Source organism: Leptolinea tardivitalis (genome assembly GCF_001050275.1).
GTDB classification, from domain to species: domain Bacteria; phylum Chloroflexota; class Anaerolineae; order Anaerolineales; family Anaerolineaceae; genus Leptolinea; species Leptolinea tardivitalis.
This window is the reverse complement of sequence record NZ_BBYA01000015.1, coordinates 41522-58069: the sequence shown is the minus strand read 5'-3', so window position 1 is coordinate 58069 and position 16548 is coordinate 41522. Positions and strand designations below refer to the sequence as shown.

Annotated in this window: 15 protein-coding genes and 1 CRISPR repeat array; of the genes, 3 read left to right on the top strand and 12 right to left on the bottom strand. The window is 44.5% G+C overall.

What is annotated here, in order from left to right; genetic code table 11:
- Positions 1-116: 116 nt before the first annotated feature.
- Positions 117-1185: direct repeats of the CRISPR family, unit length 36 nt; unit sequence GTCTCAATGCCCTGACGGGCATTTATTGTTTTAAAC.
- A 100-nt stretch (positions 1186-1285) separates the two neighbouring features.
- The 12 genes from cas2 to LTAR_RS16415 all read right to left on the bottom strand — a co-directional run bounded on the left by cas2 (position 1286) and on the right by LTAR_RS16415 (position 12910).
- Positions 1286-1570, bottom strand: coding sequence for a CRISPR-associated endonuclease Cas2 (cas2, locus tag LTAR_RS16470; RefSeq protein WP_062423409.1), 285 nt, complete (start codon positions 1568-1570; stop codon positions 1286-1288).
- Positions 1571-1590: 20 nt separating this feature from the next.
- Positions 1591-2601, bottom strand: coding sequence for a CRISPR-associated endonuclease Cas1 (gene cas1 / locus LTAR_RS16465; protein ID WP_062423408.1), 1011 nt, complete (start codon positions 2599-2601; stop codon positions 1591-1593).
- A gap of 11 nt (positions 2602-2612) precedes the next feature.
- Complete coding sequence (gene cas6, locus LTAR_RS16460; RefSeq protein WP_062423407.1) at positions 2613-3455, bottom strand: CRISPR system precrRNA processing endoribonuclease RAMP protein Cas6; 843 nt, start codon at positions 3453-3455, stop codon at positions 2613-2615.
- An 18-nt stretch (positions 3456-3473) separates the two neighbouring features.
- Positions 3474-3860, bottom strand: a complete 387-nt coding sequence (gene csx15 / locus LTAR_RS16455) for a CRISPR-associated protein Csx15 (RefSeq protein ID WP_062423406.1) — start codon at positions 3858-3860, stop codon at positions 3474-3476.
- 27 nt (positions 3861-3887) lie between these two features.
- Complete coding sequence (locus LTAR_RS16450) at positions 3888-4862, bottom strand: Card1-like endonuclease domain-containing protein (RefSeq protein ID WP_062423405.1); 975 nt, start codon at positions 4860-4862, stop codon at positions 3888-3890.
- A 4-nt stretch (positions 4863-4866) separates the two neighbouring features.
- Positions 4867-6081: a CRISPR-associated DxTHG motif protein gene (locus tag LTAR_RS16445; RefSeq protein WP_062423404.1), complete on the bottom strand. Its 1215-nt coding sequence runs from the start codon at positions 6079-6081 to the stop codon at positions 4867-4869.
- Positions 6078-7208 (bottom strand): type III-A CRISPR-associated RAMP protein Csm5, encoded by a 1131-nt coding sequence (gene csm5 / locus LTAR_RS16440; protein WP_062423403.1) that lies wholly within the window; start codon positions 7206-7208, stop codon positions 6078-6080. The genes LTAR_RS16445 and csm5 overlap by 4 nt, the downstream gene beginning before the upstream one ends.
- A 2-nt stretch (positions 7209-7210) precedes the next feature.
- Positions 7211-8230 (bottom strand): type III-A CRISPR-associated RAMP protein Csm4, encoded by a 1020-nt coding sequence (gene csm4 / locus LTAR_RS16435; RefSeq protein ID WP_062423402.1) that lies wholly within the window; start codon positions 8228-8230, stop codon positions 7211-7213.
- Complete coding sequence (gene csm3 / locus LTAR_RS16430) at positions 8227-9027, bottom strand: type III-A CRISPR-associated RAMP protein Csm3 (RefSeq protein ID WP_062423401.1); 801 nt, start codon at positions 9025-9027, stop codon at positions 8227-8229. Before csm3 ends, csm4 begins: the two co-directional genes overlap by 4 nt.
- Positions 9028-9047: 20 nt before the next feature.
- On the bottom strand, positions 9048-9440 hold the full coding sequence (gene csm2 / locus LTAR_RS16425) for a type III-A CRISPR-associated protein Csm2 (protein ID WP_062423400.1): 393 nt from the start codon (positions 9438-9440) through the stop codon (positions 9048-9050).
- Entirely contained in the window at positions 9437-11917 is a 2481-nt protein-coding gene (cas10, locus tag LTAR_RS16420) for a type III-A CRISPR-associated protein Cas10/Csm1 (protein ID WP_062423399.1), read from the bottom strand. The genes csm2 and cas10 overlap by 4 nt, the downstream gene beginning before the upstream one ends.
- 108 nt (positions 11918-12025) lie before the next feature.
- Positions 12026-12910: a CRISPR-associated ring nuclease gene (locus LTAR_RS16415; protein ID WP_062423398.1), complete on the bottom strand. Its 885-nt coding sequence runs from the start codon at positions 12908-12910 to the stop codon at positions 12026-12028.
- 120 nt (positions 12911-13030) lie between these two features.
- Here LTAR_RS16415 and LTAR_RS16405 point away from each other — a divergent pair.
- The 3 genes from LTAR_RS16405 (at position 13031) to LTAR_RS16395 (ending at position 16472) form a co-directional block, all read left to right on the top strand.
- Positions 13031-14112, top strand: a protein-coding gene (locus LTAR_RS16405; RefSeq protein ID WP_139044612.1) for an IS3 family transposase whose coding sequence is annotated in 2 segments (ribosomal slippage) — positions 13031-13292 and positions 13292-14112 — 1083 coding nt in all. Because the reading frame shifts where the segments join, the coding sequence is not laid out codon by codon here.
- A 697-nt stretch (positions 14113-14809) separates the two neighbouring features.
- Entirely contained in the window at positions 14810-15496 is a 687-nt protein-coding gene (locus tag LTAR_RS16400) for a response regulator transcription factor (protein ID WP_062423396.1), read from the top strand.
- Positions 15483-16472, top strand: a complete 990-nt coding sequence (locus tag LTAR_RS16395) for a sensor histidine kinase (protein WP_062423395.1) — start codon at positions 15483-15485, stop codon at positions 16470-16472. Before LTAR_RS16400 ends, LTAR_RS16395 begins: the two co-directional genes overlap by 14 nt.
- Positions 16473-16548 lie beyond the last annotated feature (76 nt).

The window sequence follows — 16548 nt, the reverse complement described above, 5'->3', positions numbered from 1 at the left end:
TTGTTGTAACAAACAGAACAGCAAATATCACAAGCATAAAAATTAACTCAGATGAAATAGTGTTCATTTTTCTTCTTTCATCATATAGCTATCTTTTCCAGAATTTCTTTCAACGGGTCTCAATGCCCTGACGGGCATTTATTGTTTTAAACAGTTTAGAGTTAGAGGGCGAGTTAAAGGAGATTTTGGTCTCAATGCCCTGACGGGCATTTATTGTTTTAAACTATCTCCGCCTCCGCGATATATCCGCCAGAAACCAGGATGTCTCAATGCCCTGACGGGCATTTATTGTTTTAAACCATCGATTATGTCCATTCAAAGCGGGCTGTTGAGGTCCGTCTCAATGCCCTGACGGGCATTTATTGTTTTAAACTTACTGTACTTATGAAGTACAACAGTGAAGCTGATGGTCTCAATGCCCTGACGGGCATTTATTGTTTTAAACAATCCTCATGCAACTGGTAAAATCCACCAATGAGTCTCAATGCCCTGACGGGCATTTATTGTTTTAAACTATACCAGCAGACGTATTGCAGGCCGCCGCTAAACAGTTGATGTCTCAATGCCCTGACGGGCATTTATTGTTTTAAACAAAGGGCGCAGGCTTCGCTAGTCAGGAAGTTGATTCCGAGTCTCAATGCCCTGACGGGCATTTATTGTTTTAAACAAAAACAATGACGGATGACAAAGGCAAGAAAATCCTTGTCTCAATGCCCTGACGGGCATTTATTGTTTTAAACAAAAGAATAAGAGAGGTCATTCGAATGCCGAATTGATGGAGGTCTCAATGCCCTGACGGGCATTTATTGTTTTAAACTTCAGTTGAAGCATAGGAAAATAGTTCAGTTGGTCTCAATGCCCTGACGGGCATTTATTGTTTTAAACACAATTGGAAAAGCTAATAAATAACAGCCTGGCTGAGTCTCAATGCCCTGACGGGCATTTATTGTTTTAAACTTGTGATAAACCAGATTGATGTGATTCATTTCTCAAAATTTAGTCTCAATGCCCTGACGGGCATTTATTGTTTTAAACCTACCAGACCAAGGGTGGATATACCCGCATCATGGGTTATGTCTCAATGCCCTGACGGGCATTTATTGTTTTAAACTGGGATGAAGACAGTACTCTTCCCGCATGGCTGGATGAGTCTCAATGCCCTGACGGGCATTTATTGTTTTAAACCGTAGTTTGTTTCTTCTTTTAATATATTCCTTTGGTCGCGCATCCTCCCTCACAAATTATGTATATTTTACCATTTTTTAAGAGGGGGTGCGCGAATTCATCAAATAATCACCAATCCAGGTTTTTCTGTCACTTTTCCTTTACCATACAGACTGACTTTTTTGCGGCAATCTTCACAGAGAAAGTACACACGTAGAGAATCTTCTTTATCAACAAGTATTCTTTTTGAACGCTGCACCACCTTATCCAGTTCTTTCGGTGAAAACCAGGCTTCAAAGACACTTCCCTGAACTCGTGTACCGCTCGATTCCATGAGCTTTGCAATTTTTGTACGGCGTTTGTCATTTGAAATATCATAAGCAAGTATGTAAAAGAAACGGTCCATACCATTACCTCTAATGAAAACTAATGAAAACCCATTCCCTGATAACCGGGGCGGTTTTCCTGAAAACGTCGGGCAAGTTGGCGCGCCTGTTCAATGACACACTGGCGAATTGGCAGTCTCTGTTTCGCAATGGGATGTGTGTATGGTTTATCCATACGTTCCTCAAAGGCTGCGATAAACCGCCTGCATCCCTGTTGATTAAGAATAACTGGTTTTTCGTCGGGTCCAGGGGAAAAATCAGCAGGTGTGATCTGCCCGCTGCGGCAGCACCACATAACAACGCCATCCACAACCGGCCTGAACTCTTCCATCAGATCCAGAGCGAGTGCCGGGCGGTTGTAGGCTACCTGGTGATAAATTCCTGCAAACGGATCCATTCCTACAGTCTGAATTGCTCCATTGGCGATTTGAGCCAGCAGAGTATAACCGAATGATAGAAGGACATTTACGGGATCAGCTGGTGGTCGGCGGTTGCGATCGTTAAAATTCCATTCCGATGAGAAGAAACGCCGATATCCGCTGAAATACCCCGCCGTTGTCGCTCCTTCGAGACCAAGTAACGATGATAGAGTGTTTTTTCGGGATATGGATAATAAACAATTTCCCAATTGATCAATGGCTGAAGCGATAACTGGGTCGGGGAAATCTCTCATATGGCGCATAAGAAGAGTACGCTGGTGAGACACTTTTGCGTTAAGAATCCCCTTGGCTGTCTGTAATACAAATTCAGGATTACCGGTGTGTTCATACTGTGCACGACGGAGAGGAACATGCGGAGTGACGGCACCCACTAATCTTCCTCGGAAATCACCATCTGAAGTGAGAAAAACCACATCACTTTCTTTTTCAAGCAGGGCGTTAATTGCTGGAGTGGTCAGGCTAATATTTCCAAACAACACAACCTGATCTACCTGGGCCAGTGGAATACTGGTGAGAACCTCTGCGTTATCCTCTTCTCCGTTCTCCACCTGCAAACGCCGGTTACGGATACGAATCCGCGAATTCTGTTGAACAACATAAACCGGTGGCATCTTTCCCCCTGTTATTTCTGTTCGTCCTTTCGATGGCACTGCCCGAAACCCTGCGAAGTCATCACACCCACACCGCTGAATACCGCCAGCTCCGACAACACATCAAGGACACTTTGCCAGTAGCGGTCATACGTCAATGCGGTGAAGCTCACCTCTCCAATAGCGCCGAGCCGCAAGCCGCCGTTCTTCACCCGCGTCGGCCGGCTGTGCAGATCAAACCCTGAGATTCCCAGGCATTCTTCTGCATAACGCCTGGCTTCAGGCGGGAATTGAATGGGAGAATACCGGTTCCAGCGTTCGAGTAGGCTGCCAAACACCAATCCCGGCAGAGGCAGCGGCATTGTCTTTTCTGCCTGATGGAAGGCTGTAGGGCTGGTGAACACAAAGCCGAAGCGGCGGGGCGGTTGAGCCTCTGAACCCAGCCGTGAAGTCGCCAGTAAGTCATACCGGCCGCATCCGTGCCACTCTCTCACGGAGGGTGTGTCACCATCTTCCTGGATGGTGAAAGGCTGGTAATCCAGTTCAATTACTTTTCCCGGGGCTAATGAGCCTGAAGATTGCAGAGAATCTTCCAAAACGGCGCACACGGCGGCAGTCAGGCCGGTTATCCGTAGACGGTAAAGACAGCCATTTTCCTCCTGCTTCGGTCTAACCGGGATCAGCGATGAAACTGTGAAAGGCTTAAGGCTGTCACTGTCATGAATCTCCGCCGCCAGCTTTTCATCAGCCTGCCGGATAAGGTCCAGCACGAAGGCATGCGCGGCACGTCCCCACCAGACTGGCTGGCCGTCAGTGGCATCTGTTGTTTTTTTTATCAATAAGACAATGGATAACAATTCGGTCTTATTCGTCATTCTATTTCCGACCTGTAGTCATTTCTCACGAGTTTTGCGGGCTTCTTCCCGAATATGCTGCAAATTTATGATTTCGAAGACTTCGAAGGTCGGAGGCATACTATCCGGTTCAGGACGGAGGCGAAGAATCGGCGGGAAAAAACCCATGCGCCCGTGTAGTTCGGCCAGTAACATGGCGGTAATGAAGTTGAGCGCCGGCGGGTTAATGAGAATCCTCGCGGTTTGAAGCGTCTCACTATCGAGGGGTATACGGTCAGCTAACTGTTTGACCTGTGGAGCGTAGGGCAGGTCATTATCGAATTGCACTGGCAGGTTGATAACCTGTTCCACCTTATGCGGGGTAAGTGTTTCGATCTGATGAATCTGGTTTTCAGAAAGTGGGTGGGAAAAATTGATGATGATCATGAAATATCCGGTTAATAAAGATTTTTCTTATCTGGTTTCCAGGTGCATGATAAAGGCAATCCGGTTTATCTCAGAACCGGTTACCAGCCGAATGTGATCGGCGCGTGCCCTTTCAAGGATTCCCGGCGGAATGTCTTCCTGCCCAAGTGCCAGGACCTTGCCGCAGTAAATACCGGCAGCTTCACGGCGAGAAAGGGAAGACAATTCGTATAGCATTTCTTTTTTGATATTTATCCCGGCTTTGCAAGAACAAACCACCAGCCTGCCATTGGAAATGGCCACCACATCCAGCTCATTGGATACAGTTTTTCCGTCAGGCACCGGTTTACGGATGTACACATTGCGGCGGACTTCATCAAAATACCCCGAATCTATTGCAAGGGAGGTCACACGTTCTTCAAGAGCATCTCCCGCTTTAGGCGGGAGGGCGTCATTATTGGCACCTTTGGGGTTAAACGCCTGGTTATCACTTACCTCAATACCATGCGCTTGAAGATACTCGGCGATGGTCAGATTGACACATATTTCCTCACTGCCGGTTTCTTCCCCGTCTGCGTTGAGAAAAATCAGGCGATTTTTTTCTGTGTTGATATACAACATATTTGTTTCTAGAAGGTTATCGCTGATGGATGATTTTCTTTTCATTGCCTGAAGCGCAGCCAGAGTCATTAATTTCGTGCCGCCGGTGATGTTGAGAACACTACGAAATCCATCCGCCTCCGCACTACTTGTTGCTTCTTCGAGCGCCTGTCTGGTAGATTGGATGTCATATGCATCAATCGTCAATGCAGGGCGGATCTCTACGTCTTCAAAGCCGGGTTTATTGCGAATAATCACTTCAAGGTGGGCAATTACTGGCAGCGTGTTTTTAGAACCGGCAAATTGTATGCAGGAGAAAGGGGATGCTCCCGAAGACCTGGAAAACGGTCGGGTAGTCCATTGCTGCCATAATGGAATCAAGACGGGTATAGGCTGTTCGCCTACCAGGGAAAGAAGGAACATGTTTTTATTCTACTTCCAGCGGCAGGTTTTTCAGCATGGCAAACGTTCTTTCGATTGTCGCGATAATTGCCGCGGGCGGTTTGGATTGAGGCCGCATACCGGCGTGATCCAGATCATTGCGGATCTCGAAGAAACCTTTCCAGGGGCCAAAAATATTCCTGATGTTGGGAATATCCGCCAGTTCGACCGGTTCTTTTTTAGAACGAATAAAGTCATCTGCTTCACGGGTAAGAATTCTGGCCATAGCTTCACGATCTTCCACATTAAGAAGCAATTCCTTTTTCCCTTTGCGCTCCATCAGCCATGAGATTAACCATTCTCTTTCGAGAGTGGCAGCCTGTGCATAGTATCCGCGGTCGATATACCAGCCGATGAGGTTCAACCAGGAGGCCAGCTGTGAGGATATGGAACCATCTTCTAGGACGAGGGGTTTATAGGCTGAGCCGATACGCGGCAGTAACAGGGAAATGGGGTGAGTACGAGAAGAAAATTCAAGGGCTTTTTCTGAATCCGGAAGTACTGCGTGTAATTTTTTGGCAGCGTCTGTGATCAAACTCGGACGCAGCAAAGCCAGCGACATGGAAAGATCCTCCATGGTCGCGGCTAAATCCGTAACCGGTGCCATTTCGATCTGTTGTTGTTTGGTTTTTGGCCCTTCACGCATAAAACCATTGCGTATGTTATTTAAAATGGAGGCGAGGGGGCGAGAATCACCACTACGGGTAAAGGTATCGGCGGCAGAAGCCCAGTCCATCAGATTCAACATGGGTGCAAGGTCTATCATTGGGCAGGAATCCGCATTCTTCTCATATAAGCTATAAAGTACGCGCACTGGCTTTATACCCAAACCGCTTCGCAAGAAAGTCAATGTAAGCATGCTTAGCAATGGAAGGCTGCGAAAACCATGGGTCACATCCCAGGCCTGGTCACCGGCATATGAGGCTTCCTGGCTAAGAGCATGGAATATTTCCCAGAATTCATTTTCATTGCGCCCGTAGGGGATATGGACACATTTCAATTGGCATCCGTCGGGAAGGGCCTGTTCCAGCCCTTCCCGATGGATTGCTTCTGCTTCATCTGTCAGGAACGCGGTTACAGACGTCACATGAAGAAGATGAGCCGCTGCAGCAGGAGAATAACAAGATACCCGCTTTTCTTCCCCCAGGGTATATGTAGTTTCGTTATACGATCCAGCCCCAAGGAAAGTGAAAAGGATCATGATTTTCGCTCCTTGAATTCCACCATTACCCAACCCAGAGGGGCGTAACTTGCACCATTATGGGTGATAACTCTGCGGGATTTTGGGAATTTTTCTCCTGGTTGACGGTGAATACCTGATTTTGAGAGTTTGGACATGTTGAACTTGCTCACAATTTGCTCAAATAAGTACTTGTCTTCTTGAAGCAAGGCACCAAAAGTCATGCCATCCCAGCCGGTTCCCCAACCAAGCTGTATCAAGGTTTCATTCTCACCAATTTTTGAATTTAACAGGTCATTGTAATAATTCGTTACTTTTTCACTGCCATCAACTTTAGAGAACCATTCTAGCAATCTTTCAATTCGTTCTATGCTATTACGAGTGGTTCGTTCGCAAATTGTAGTAAACCAATCGGCGCGTTTTCCAAATCCAAGTTTCTTTTTAACCTCCAATGCATAGGGTGATGAATTTTTCACCTCAGGAAATAAAAAGCTATCAACTTTGATAGTTCCATAAAAGCCAACACCTCTTCTGATGGCTTCAATTTGAATAAGAGAATCAGAAGACTTTTCTGTGATCACCTGTGCATTAAAAACTTTCAATCCACCGCCTGGTTTATCATATTCACTGTCTATGGTTAGATCCGAGACTTGCAAAGCACGCATAATACTTTGATTAGAATCAACCCCGAAAAGTTCTCTCTCAAATATCTGCCCTGCTTCTTCTCTTTTTTGAAATAGAACATCCTTCGATGGTTTGAGATTTCTTTCTTGAAACCCTGCCCATGCCAGAGCGGTTCGGATAGCACCTTTCAGAGATGAACCGGGGATATACGGCCGGTCATATACGTCTTTGATGCATGATTTGAGTTCTGAGTATTCTTTCACAGAATGGGGTGTGCCAGGGATTATGTAGCGGAAGAATTGGCTGTCATTCTTATCATTTGCGGATAATAAATCACCCGGTGCTCGGTAAAAACCGTTGCTCCCTGGAACCAACTGAGAACCATACTTTTTCAGGATTGTTTCTTCATTCAACCGCATGGTAAATCTGTCGTCAGAGATAAAATCGAATTTATTATGCAAGGTTGTTCCATCACCGATATGCACCGGAAATTTCGTTGTCAATTTAATATCAAAAGTAGTCATTTCTAACCACCTTTCATTGCAGGTACATATGCGGATGCGAGTACTTGCCCGTTGCGCCAGACCGGGTGGTCCAAACCGGCTTTCCCGTCATATACCGGCCGTACATCTACAAGGTCTCCACATGGATGAGGGAGAGAACCAAGTACAGCGCCTTCAGAAACCATGCGAATGATCCGTCTCCGCTGATTCATCTCCTGCGGTGAAGTGATCCATCCGCCGATTGTTTCCAGTTTATAAGCGCAACCATCCTTCATAAAGGTATGGGTCTCTTCTTTTTTGGGCAGGAACCGACCCAATGTGACCATCAACCCGTCTGATTTCGGTTCGGGAAGGTCAATGCTTTTTCCTCGTACCACGGCGCACCTACCTAAACCAGTGCTGCGGTCTGCTCCAATACCAGCTTCTCCCACTTCATTTAAAAGATAACTTAACGTTGGAAGATATGATGCCTCGCGGATATCCGCTGCCGTCCAAAAACCACAGTCCTGTGCGAAATAAATCTCACCCGTGAAATACAACATGGATTTTTGAGTCAGGCGGTCCAGAGTGACATGTGGACGTTTATCTTCTTTCCATACCTGCGAAGGAACATCCCTGGCTTCATCAGGATCCGCCAGTAAGATTCCATTTTGCATTTTGACAGCTTTAGGATAAATATCTACAAGATCTTCGCCTTTGATGACTCGCATAAAAAGCCGTTCTGAGAGGAAACGAACCTTCTTCAGGTCTTTATACGAGATGTTCTCTTTTAATTCCCGTTTTCCACGGGCAACTGGAACCGGAAAGAAGTAAAGTCTGCCAACACGGGGAAACAGAGAGGATAGGATAAATGGAGCAGAATTGTTGACAAAAGGTTCCATGAATGCGTCAATAGCTTCTGCCCCTTCAATCGCAGCCAGGCGGGAAATAAGCGCGGAGAACAGGGAGTCAGAAGAGAACCAGGCGGCAGTAACCTCCTGTCCTAATCCCCGCCGGCCAAAATGAAACGGACCGCCGGTGAATTCCCAGGTTATCAGATTCATTTTGACTCCAAAAGAATGGTTTCCTTCGCTTTTGCTGTTATTGATTTGAGCGCATTGTTCAGTTCCTGAATGGATGGGAAAGTGCCCAGATCTACGGCGTTACCGTAATCCTTTTTAGAACGCGCGGTAAGTTTTATCGATTCAAACCGGATTTTTCCACTACCACGAGATCCTGACCCACCCAGATAATCATCTTCAACCAACTGGAGGGCTTCAAAAACATAAGATAGACGCTCAAAATCATTCACTTCATAAATGGAATAAACAAGTTCTGCAGGTCCAAATACCGTTCCAGCAGGAACGCGTTCCATTGAACGAGGTGTTGCTTTGCTGGTCACCCGGTCTATAGCTACTTCTGTCTTGCATTCCACGAAAGGAAGATAGGTTTGCAAGTGTTTCAGTTTTTCTACACTCTCCGGTGTCATGGACACATCCCGTACAACAAGCCGTGATGTTGTATTGAAATCCCGTTCGCCGGGTAATCCATAAATCGTACAGACCGGGCATCCGCCATTCTTTTTAAAATCTTCCGGTTCCTGGCAGGAGTGAATGGTAACATCCTGTCCAATGGATTGATTTTGTTCCAAACCCAGAATCTTTTCTGTCTGTGAACGCATCTTTCCGCGCAAACTGGAACCAGGGATATAAGGTTGGTCATTGATCGGATTGCGGATGATGGTATTGTCAACACAACCAATTTCCATTGACGCCGAAGTACCCCCGATGTGCAAGCCGGTTAGCGTATTAATATTTGCCGTGATTACGACACGTCCATAAAGTTGAATGTTGGTTGTCATTTTGAATTTCTCCCAGAGATTTATTGGCCACCGGCAGCGCGATGGTAGGCAATAACAGCTTCGAAATAATTCATCAGTTTCTTGAAACGTTTATCACGTTCTTCAACAGAGACCTTGGAATCCAGAACTGCATCAATTCCTTGTGTTAGATCTAATACCAAATCACCAAAAGCTGTTTTTGCGTTTTTCGGTTGGCGCGCTTTTTGATAAGCCAGCTTTGGTTTTAACATGCTTAACCGAAGTGCCGAATTCCCTTTTCCCCAGGAAGCCTCAATCTGACGGGCTTCAGAAAAAATTGACCGCATTTGGGATTTTGTAACGTTGCCATCCTTAAGGTTTTTCCCAAGGATTTCAGCCTGTTTTACCAGTTCCTGCCCATCTGGATCGGCGGTAATAATTGTTTGAATGTTCATTTTTTATCCTCCTGATGATTTTTACGGATTTCAAGCTGCGCCCAGCGGGCAGCAACGGCGTAATCTTCAATTCTCATATACATATCTTTGTGAAGGTCAGATTTTAGTTTTTCTAATGAATCTGCTAATTCTGGATGGCTCTTTCTCTCCCGTTCGATCATGCGAGTGAGAGTGTATTCACCCCGCCAGATCCAGGGACCATAAACAGGTTTTCCTTTTTTCTTACGGGCGTCTTCCGCTTGGTCACCCAATTCCCTGAGCAACCCAATGAGCGCCTGTGGTCCGGTAAGGCCATTTTCATCCTTCGATGTGACAAGATTTCGAATAGATTTATGTATCCTGTCTAGTTCTTTAAATTGATCCCAGGAGTAGGCCTTTCCAAGGAAACCGAATGCGTTCTTACCTTCAAAAGATTTTGCCAGGTTTTCGGCTTCACCGGCATCTTCCGCCGCCTGATAAATCGGGTATTTCCCGTGGATGAATGCCATTCCTCCGCTAATGTGCAGATTAGGATTATTTCCCGTAAAAGCGCGAAAGTCATCCACAATTGCAAGGGCAAGTCCGGGGACATCATTCCACGGAGCAATCAGGAACAAATCATCCCCGCCGGCATAAACGGCATAGATTCGATCTTTGTAGGTGGAGCAGATCTTTCCAACCCATCCTTCAAAAAAGAGTGAAAGTGAGAAACTAAGGGTACTTAACCGTGAGAGCGAACCAAGAGACTGATCTTTTTTATCTCGAAGTCCTTTTTCGAAAAGACTACCCAGGTTATCCACATCCATCCTTAATACACCCAGTCTGTGGATTCCCTCAGCCTTCTTCTGAAGATCATCAAATGTAATAGGCTGATCTTTTTCCTTGGGAATCTGGTTTACTGTGTAGTGTCTGGTTCTCCAACAGGGGACGCCTGTAACTTTCACTTTCTTCGACGTAATATCATTTAATTCCCAAACGCAGGCTTTTTCCACAAAAATTTGTTTTTGAGAGCTGAAATCCACTTCATTTTTACCGTCACTAAAATGAACCTCCATACCCAGAGCCGATAAAATATTTAACGCGGTGAAACCAGATGTCGGTAATTCTACAGGTTCACCAAAACCCAGAATTATCTGGCTAGAGATCGGCAGTTGGGTGCCCAACTCTTTAATAAATGATTGACAAAGGGAACATAGCTGGATTTCTTTGGCATCGGCATCTTTATGAACAGAATCGTTCTCATTTCCACAAATTGAACAAACATGATCCCGGTTGCCGCCAGTCTCCTTGATTTTGAAGATGAGATCATAAAGATCTTCTTCCAGTTCTGAGAATGGTGTCAACTTTGCTTTACTCAAGGCCGATTGCATGTCTCCCCAGTATTTCGGAAATTCTTTCACCGAAAAACCTTCTGCAGGTACTTTTGTCCAGGCTAAAGTAAGGGTGAGCTCAGAACCATGTGCCCTGGTCAAAATTCTGCCTATTTCCTTTCGAACCGATACAAGCTTTGATTCAGAAGAAACAGGAGCCAGAATATAAAAATGACCACCACCTGAATAGACCACATTCGTCCCCGGAATTCCAACCCTTCGTAAAACCAGGCGCATAACCGCTTCTGTTAATAACTGAAGATAGAATGAGCGTCCACGTAGTGTCTTTGCTGCTTCAGAGGAAGAGAGGGTATAAAGAAATTTCTGTAGACCAGAAAGATCACCACCTACAAGCAGAGCACATGGAGTTTTTAAATTTTCTACATCTTCTGGTTGAAGCTTATTCTTTTGAGGGTCTTTATCTGCAAGCCATTTCCTGACAACTGCGCCATGAATGGATCGTAATTTCTCAATTGGCCAATCAGCCACACAGACAGCCAGCGCGGCGGTCATTCTCGAATGATCATAGAGAGAAATATCCGGGAGGTTGTAGTAATAGCCAGAGGGAACTGACCAGGCAAACTCCTTCAGAGCAGACAGAAAGGTTTCAATATATGTTTCAGGGTCGTCCTGGTCACATTGCCCTATTTTTATAAGTTCTGCTTTCAAGCTCTCGTAAAGATGATGCTGTTGAGCTTTTGGCAAAGGTGCATTTTGTGGAAAGATGTGGTCTTTGCTTAATTTCAAAGGTTCCAGCGAGAGATAATGGGTGCCGTTTGCATCATTTAAGATCGAGGGATGGTTTATGCGATCAAAGATGGAGACCATTTGCATCGGAAAATCATTTCCATCTTTTTCAGATCTTTCATCTGCCCTCTCACCGGCAGAAAGTTTATCACCCAGGGAAACCTGCCACGTCACCGGAAGAGAACTTGCATCGCCTGAATCGGGATTGTGATGGTATTCAGATACACGACACATCATTCTGTATCTTGCGGGAAGAAGGTCTATGAAGCTTTGCGTATATTCTGCGTGTTTTGCTTTTGGTTTTTCATCCGCCCGATGAAGAATTTTCCCCACATCATGGATCAGACCAGCCAAAGCTGCTTGTAAAATGTATTCTTCCATTAACCCTCCCATCTATGAATGTTCTTAGCGTCACACCCACCAGACCGTACCCCCTGTTTCCCCTGCCTGATGGGTGTGAACGCATCTATCTTATGACATGTTGAATTATTAAACATCCGGATTTTCCCCGAATTTACCTCCTTTGATAAAGATTACCGCTGGTTGAAGAAGTGCAATTAGACCGGCTCGGTTGATCGTTGAAATCTGAAAATAGTCTTCTGCTTTGATGCGGGCTGATCGTATATGACTTTCAACGGTTCGATCTGAGATATGCAAAATTTTGCCTATCTCTATATCTGTCAATCCGCTAATGACCAGCCATTCTACAACCTGTTGTTCGGCTGGAGAAAGAATGGAAAGCAGAAACACGCTGCCGTTTTCTATTCTCTCTTCTAAATGTATGTTCTTATATATTTCGATTGCTTTAAGAGGATCAACCACGTCATTTAGCAACAAATAAGCCGGAGAAATTTTGCTCCAAAGAAGTACAGGAATTTCTACAAGGTTGGCATCAAAACGATTTCTTGGATGCATCTCCTTACTTGAGACAAAATCAGGTGAAGAATAGAGATGGATAAGTCTGTCATTATCGTCAAATAATAATTGAGCTGCTGACATTCCAAAGAGAGATAAATTTTTCCTGCCCCCAGAAATGCATAGAAATATTTGAAATCCATTTCTTTTTGCATCTAAAATTGTTCGATATATCAGCTGGAAGCCTGCCTGACCCGATTCAATAGAGTCAACATCAGTAATACTTTCACCAGAAGATAATTTTATAGGACAAAAATCAAACTTGATATTTTTATAACCAGGGTATGTTTTTATTTCTTTTTTTAATCGATCAAGAGCAATTTTAATGGAACCATCCGACGTAGACGTATGAATAATATAAACCTGCGAGATATTATTCTTTAATTCCAGAAGGCAATCAGTTACAGTGGTAATTACCTGGGCTTCAGTTCCTAATGTAGCTACGATGCACGATTTCATTTTTCCCCAAGGACATTAGAACAAAACTCTAAAGAGATATATACCCTTGGTAACCATCCCCTAAAATAGTACCAGCAAGAAGTGGAAACTTCTGGCAAAATCAGACCAGGAGAAGACCACATGAAGCGGATGAAGTTCACAGAAGGTCAGATCGTGACGATCCTCAAAGAGGCGGAATCAGGGATACCGGTTGAAGATTTAAGCCGGAAGCACGGATTTAGCAAAAGTGCCTTCTACAAGTGGAAATCAAAGTACAGCGGAATGGATGCCAGTTCGCTGAGAAGATTAAAAGAATTGGAAGAAGAAAACCAGCGCCTCAAACGGATGTTTGCCGATTTGAGTCTGGAACATCAAGCGTTAAAGGATATTGTTCAAAAAAAACTATAAAGCCTGATGCACGCCGGGATTTGGCGAGATATGCTATGCAAGAGTATGGACTGAGCGAGCGTCAGGCATGTGGGATGCTGAAATTGAGCCGAACCGTGTACCGGTATCAGGCAAAAAAGAGCAAGGACGAGGAGATCGCAAAGGCTTTGCTAGAACTGGCAGGGAGAAAGCCTCGATGGGGATTCGGGAAAATGCGTGATTATTTGAGAAATGAGGCTCATGGTTGGAATCACAAGCGAATTCGACGGGTCTATTGTGATTTACGCCTAAATCTAAAAATCAAGCCCCAAAAACGACTACCAAAACGAATTCCGCTGCCACTGATTCAACCAGAGGTGGCCAACCACTGCTGGTCAATCGATTTTATGAGCGATAGCCTGGCCAGCGGAAGAGCGTTTAGAACATTGAATATTCTGGATGATTTCAACCGAGAAGCATTGTGGATCGAAGTGGACACTTCTTTACCCGCAGAACGCGTAATAAGGGTTCTGGAGATGATCATTTCATGGCGTGGCTGCCCCAAGCAAATACGGATGGACAATGGGCCGGAATTTATTTCCCATCGGTTGGAGGAATGGGCACAGGAACACAACGTTCAATTGGCTCACACACAGCCTGGCAAACCGGCTCAGAACGCATATATTGAACGATTCAACCGGACCTACCGGGAAGATATTCTGGATGCCTATTTATTCAATTCACTGAATGAGGTGAGAGAAATTTCAGAACAATGGTTGGAAGAATACAATGTCATTAGGCCCCATGAGTCATTGAAGGGCTTATCACCGTACCAATATGCATCAATTCATGCCTGAGTTTCTACTTTAAAGTGGTACTAATTTTGGGATGTTGACACCTTTTTTGTTTTCTTATGGAAGTAACGAATATCATAAAATCATGTAAACAAAAATTCTATTGACTGGATAGTATTTCAAGAAGGCCTTGATATCTCTTGAAAAATGTAGATATCAACAGCTACGAGTAACTTTTGGCTTTTATCACTGGTAGAAGTGAATCAGATAAGCAAGTGAAAAATGAATTTCGGCAATCTGAATAATGTGCTTTAGGGAATTGTCTATTAAATTATCCATTTGATCTTTATAGACTTCCAGAATGATCTTCTAGGGATTCTCAGGTGAAGAATTGTTGGTTTCTACTCGCATTATCCTGAGGGTGACCACATCACCGATCATCTGAACAATATTGAAATGTAATTCAAGAATGGTGGAACAAATAAGTAACATAAGAAGAGCTTGCCTATCTTTTCAGGTAGTTTCAGTAATGCGGTTTTGCCATCAGATGATTTTGTTAGCATTATCGAGCCGCGAGCCTGTCAAAGGGGAACGGTAGTGATTGCTTGAGCCCTGTCTTGGCACAATATCTGGCGTGGTAAACTGATGCTTTCAGGATAATTGCTTATATGGTTGGTATTCCTACTTTTTCCAATAATGAATTATGTGACGAAGACATGGACGACTTTCAAGAATGGTTAATGAATCGGAGGACTGATTGATGCCACGATTACTTCTTGTTGAAGATGATGAAGAAATCGCCAAGAATCTTATACTTTTACTCCGCAGAGAGGGATTTGCTGTTACCCACACGTCTACGCGGAACGAGACTCTGACTGTTCTTGCCGAGAATAAATTTGATCTGGCATTGGTTGATATTTCTTTGCCGGATGGGAACGGCTTTACGGTTTGTACGGAAATAAAGATGAAGAAAGATATTCCAGTTATTTTCCTGACAGCTTCGGGCGATGAAGGCAGTGTTGTAACCGGGTTGAATATGGGTGCAGACGACTATATCACCAAGCCTTTTCGTCCTCGTGAATTGATTGCACGAATTGGCTCTGCACTGCGAAAAACCGGGCATTCCGGATCGGATATTGAAATTCACGGGCTTCATGTCGATACGGTTAATGGTGTAGTGAAAAAAAACGGGAAAGAGGTTTTTCTTTCAGCATTGGAGTACCGCTTATTGCTCGTATTTATTAACAACCCAAAAAGTATTATCACGCGGGGGAGGCTGCTTGACGAATTATGGGACGCGGCCGGTGAGTTTGTTAATGACAATACATTAACTGTGTATATTAAACGTTTGCGAGAAAAAATTGAGGAAGAGCCAGCTAACCCGAAAATCATTCTGACAGTTCGCGGGACAGGATATCGATTGGGGGGCGGGAATGCTTCGGAATAAAGAATTTCGGCAGTTCGCCATCTTATTTTCCTTCCTAACTGCCATTTCTGTCTTGTTTGGATTTGCTATTAATACAGCGGCGGGAATTCTTTCAATATCTTCTGCCGCAGCATTTGGTACGGCATTTTTTATATTTACCAGAGCCCGATATAAAAGCATTGCACGAATTTCAGACCAAATCGATATTGTCCTTCATAATTTGGACCACATGGATATTGGTGAATCAGACGAGGGTGAACTATCCATTCTTAAATGTGAAATAACAAAGATGCTGCAACGTATTCGGGAGCAAAATGAAACGCTGAAAAAGGAAAAAGAACATCTTGCTGATTCGCTGGCCGACATCGCCCACCAACTCCGAACCCCGCTCACATCGGCAAGCCTTATTCTTTCTTTGTTGGCAAATAACCCTGATGAAAACGAACGGAATGCATTCCTGCGGGAAACAGAGGAATTGGTAGTTCGTATGGATTGGTTAGTTACTTCATTATTGAAATTGTCCCGTCTAGACGCAGGTATTGTTGTGTTCCAAAATGGGCCGATTGATATTTATAACCTGATAGACGCAGCCCTTCGCCCGTTCTTGATCCCGTTAGATCTCCATGATATTGATGTGTTGATAGACATCCCCAAAGGGATGATTATTAAGGGTGATTCTGGTTGGCTTTCGGAAGCCATTCAAAACATTCTGAAGAATTGCATGGAAAGCATAGGTGAGAAAGGGAAGATTGAGATAGTTTGCATTGACAACCCGCTTTTTTCTGAGATTACCATCCACGACAGCGGTGCGGGCTTTGATAAAGAAGATTTACCTTGCCTGTTTGACAGGTTTTATCGGGGAAAAAAGACCAACGCTAAAGGATATGGGATTGGATTGGCTCTTTGCAAAATGATTGTCACCCGACAGGGAGGGACGATTACCGCCAAAAATCACCCGCAAGGCGGCGCGTTATTCATCATACGTTTTCCAAAGTGACGAATCTCTCACCTGTATGTCACAGAAACGTAAGCTAGAGCTTCTATTATATGGGTAAACCATGAGACAGGAGACT

What these genes read in the sequence shown, in the direction of transcription:
- cas2 (WP_062423409.1), bottom strand. Translation starts at nt 1,570, where the DNA reads ATGGACCGTTTCTTTTACATACTTGCTTATGATATTTCAAATGACAAA.
- cas1 (WP_062423408.1), bottom strand. Translation starts at nt 2,601, where the DNA reads ATGCCACCGGTTTATGTTGTTCAACAGAATTCGCGGATTCGTATCCGT.
- cas6 (WP_062423407.1), bottom strand. Translation starts at nt 3,455, where the DNA reads ATGACGAATAAGACCGAATTGTTATCCATTGTCTTATTGATAAAAAAA.
- csx15 (WP_062423406.1), bottom strand. Translation starts at nt 3,860, where the DNA reads ATGATCATCATCAATTTTTCCCACCCACTTTCTGAAAACCAGATTCAT.
- LTAR_RS16450 (WP_062423405.1), bottom strand. Translation starts at nt 4,862, where the DNA reads ATGTTCCTTCTTTCCCTGGTAGGCGAACAGCCTATACCCGTCTTGATT.
- LTAR_RS16445 (WP_062423404.1), bottom strand. Translation starts at nt 6,081, where the DNA reads ATGATCCTTTTCACTTTCCTTGGGGCTGGATCGTATAACGAAACTACA.
- csm5 (WP_062423403.1), bottom strand. Translation starts at nt 7,208, where the DNA reads ATGACTACTTTTGATATTAAATTGACAACGAAATTTCCGGTGCATATC.
- csm4 (WP_062423402.1), bottom strand. Translation starts at nt 8,230, where the DNA reads ATGAATCTGATAACCTGGGAATTCACCGGCGGTCCGTTTCATTTTGGC.
- csm3 (WP_062423401.1), bottom strand. Translation starts at nt 9,027, where the DNA reads ATGACAACCAACATTCAACTTTATGGACGTGTCGTAATCACGGCAAAT.
- csm2 (WP_062423400.1), bottom strand. Translation starts at nt 9,440, where the DNA reads ATGAACATTCAAACAATTATTACCGCCGATCCAGATGGGCAGGAACTG.
- cas10 (WP_062423399.1), bottom strand. Translation starts at nt 11,917, where the DNA reads ATGGAAGAATACATTTTACAAGCAGCTTTGGCTGGTCTGATCCATGAT.
- LTAR_RS16415 (WP_062423398.1), bottom strand. Translation starts at nt 12,910, where the DNA reads ATGAAATCGTGCATCGTAGCTACATTAGGAACTGAAGCCCAGGTAATT.
- LTAR_RS16400 (WP_062423396.1), top strand. Translation starts at nt 14,810, where the DNA reads ATGCCACGATTACTTCTTGTTGAAGATGATGAAGAAATCGCCAAGAAT.
- LTAR_RS16395 (WP_062423395.1), top strand. Translation starts at nt 15,483, where the DNA reads ATGCTTCGGAATAAAGAATTTCGGCAGTTCGCCATCTTATTTTCCTTC.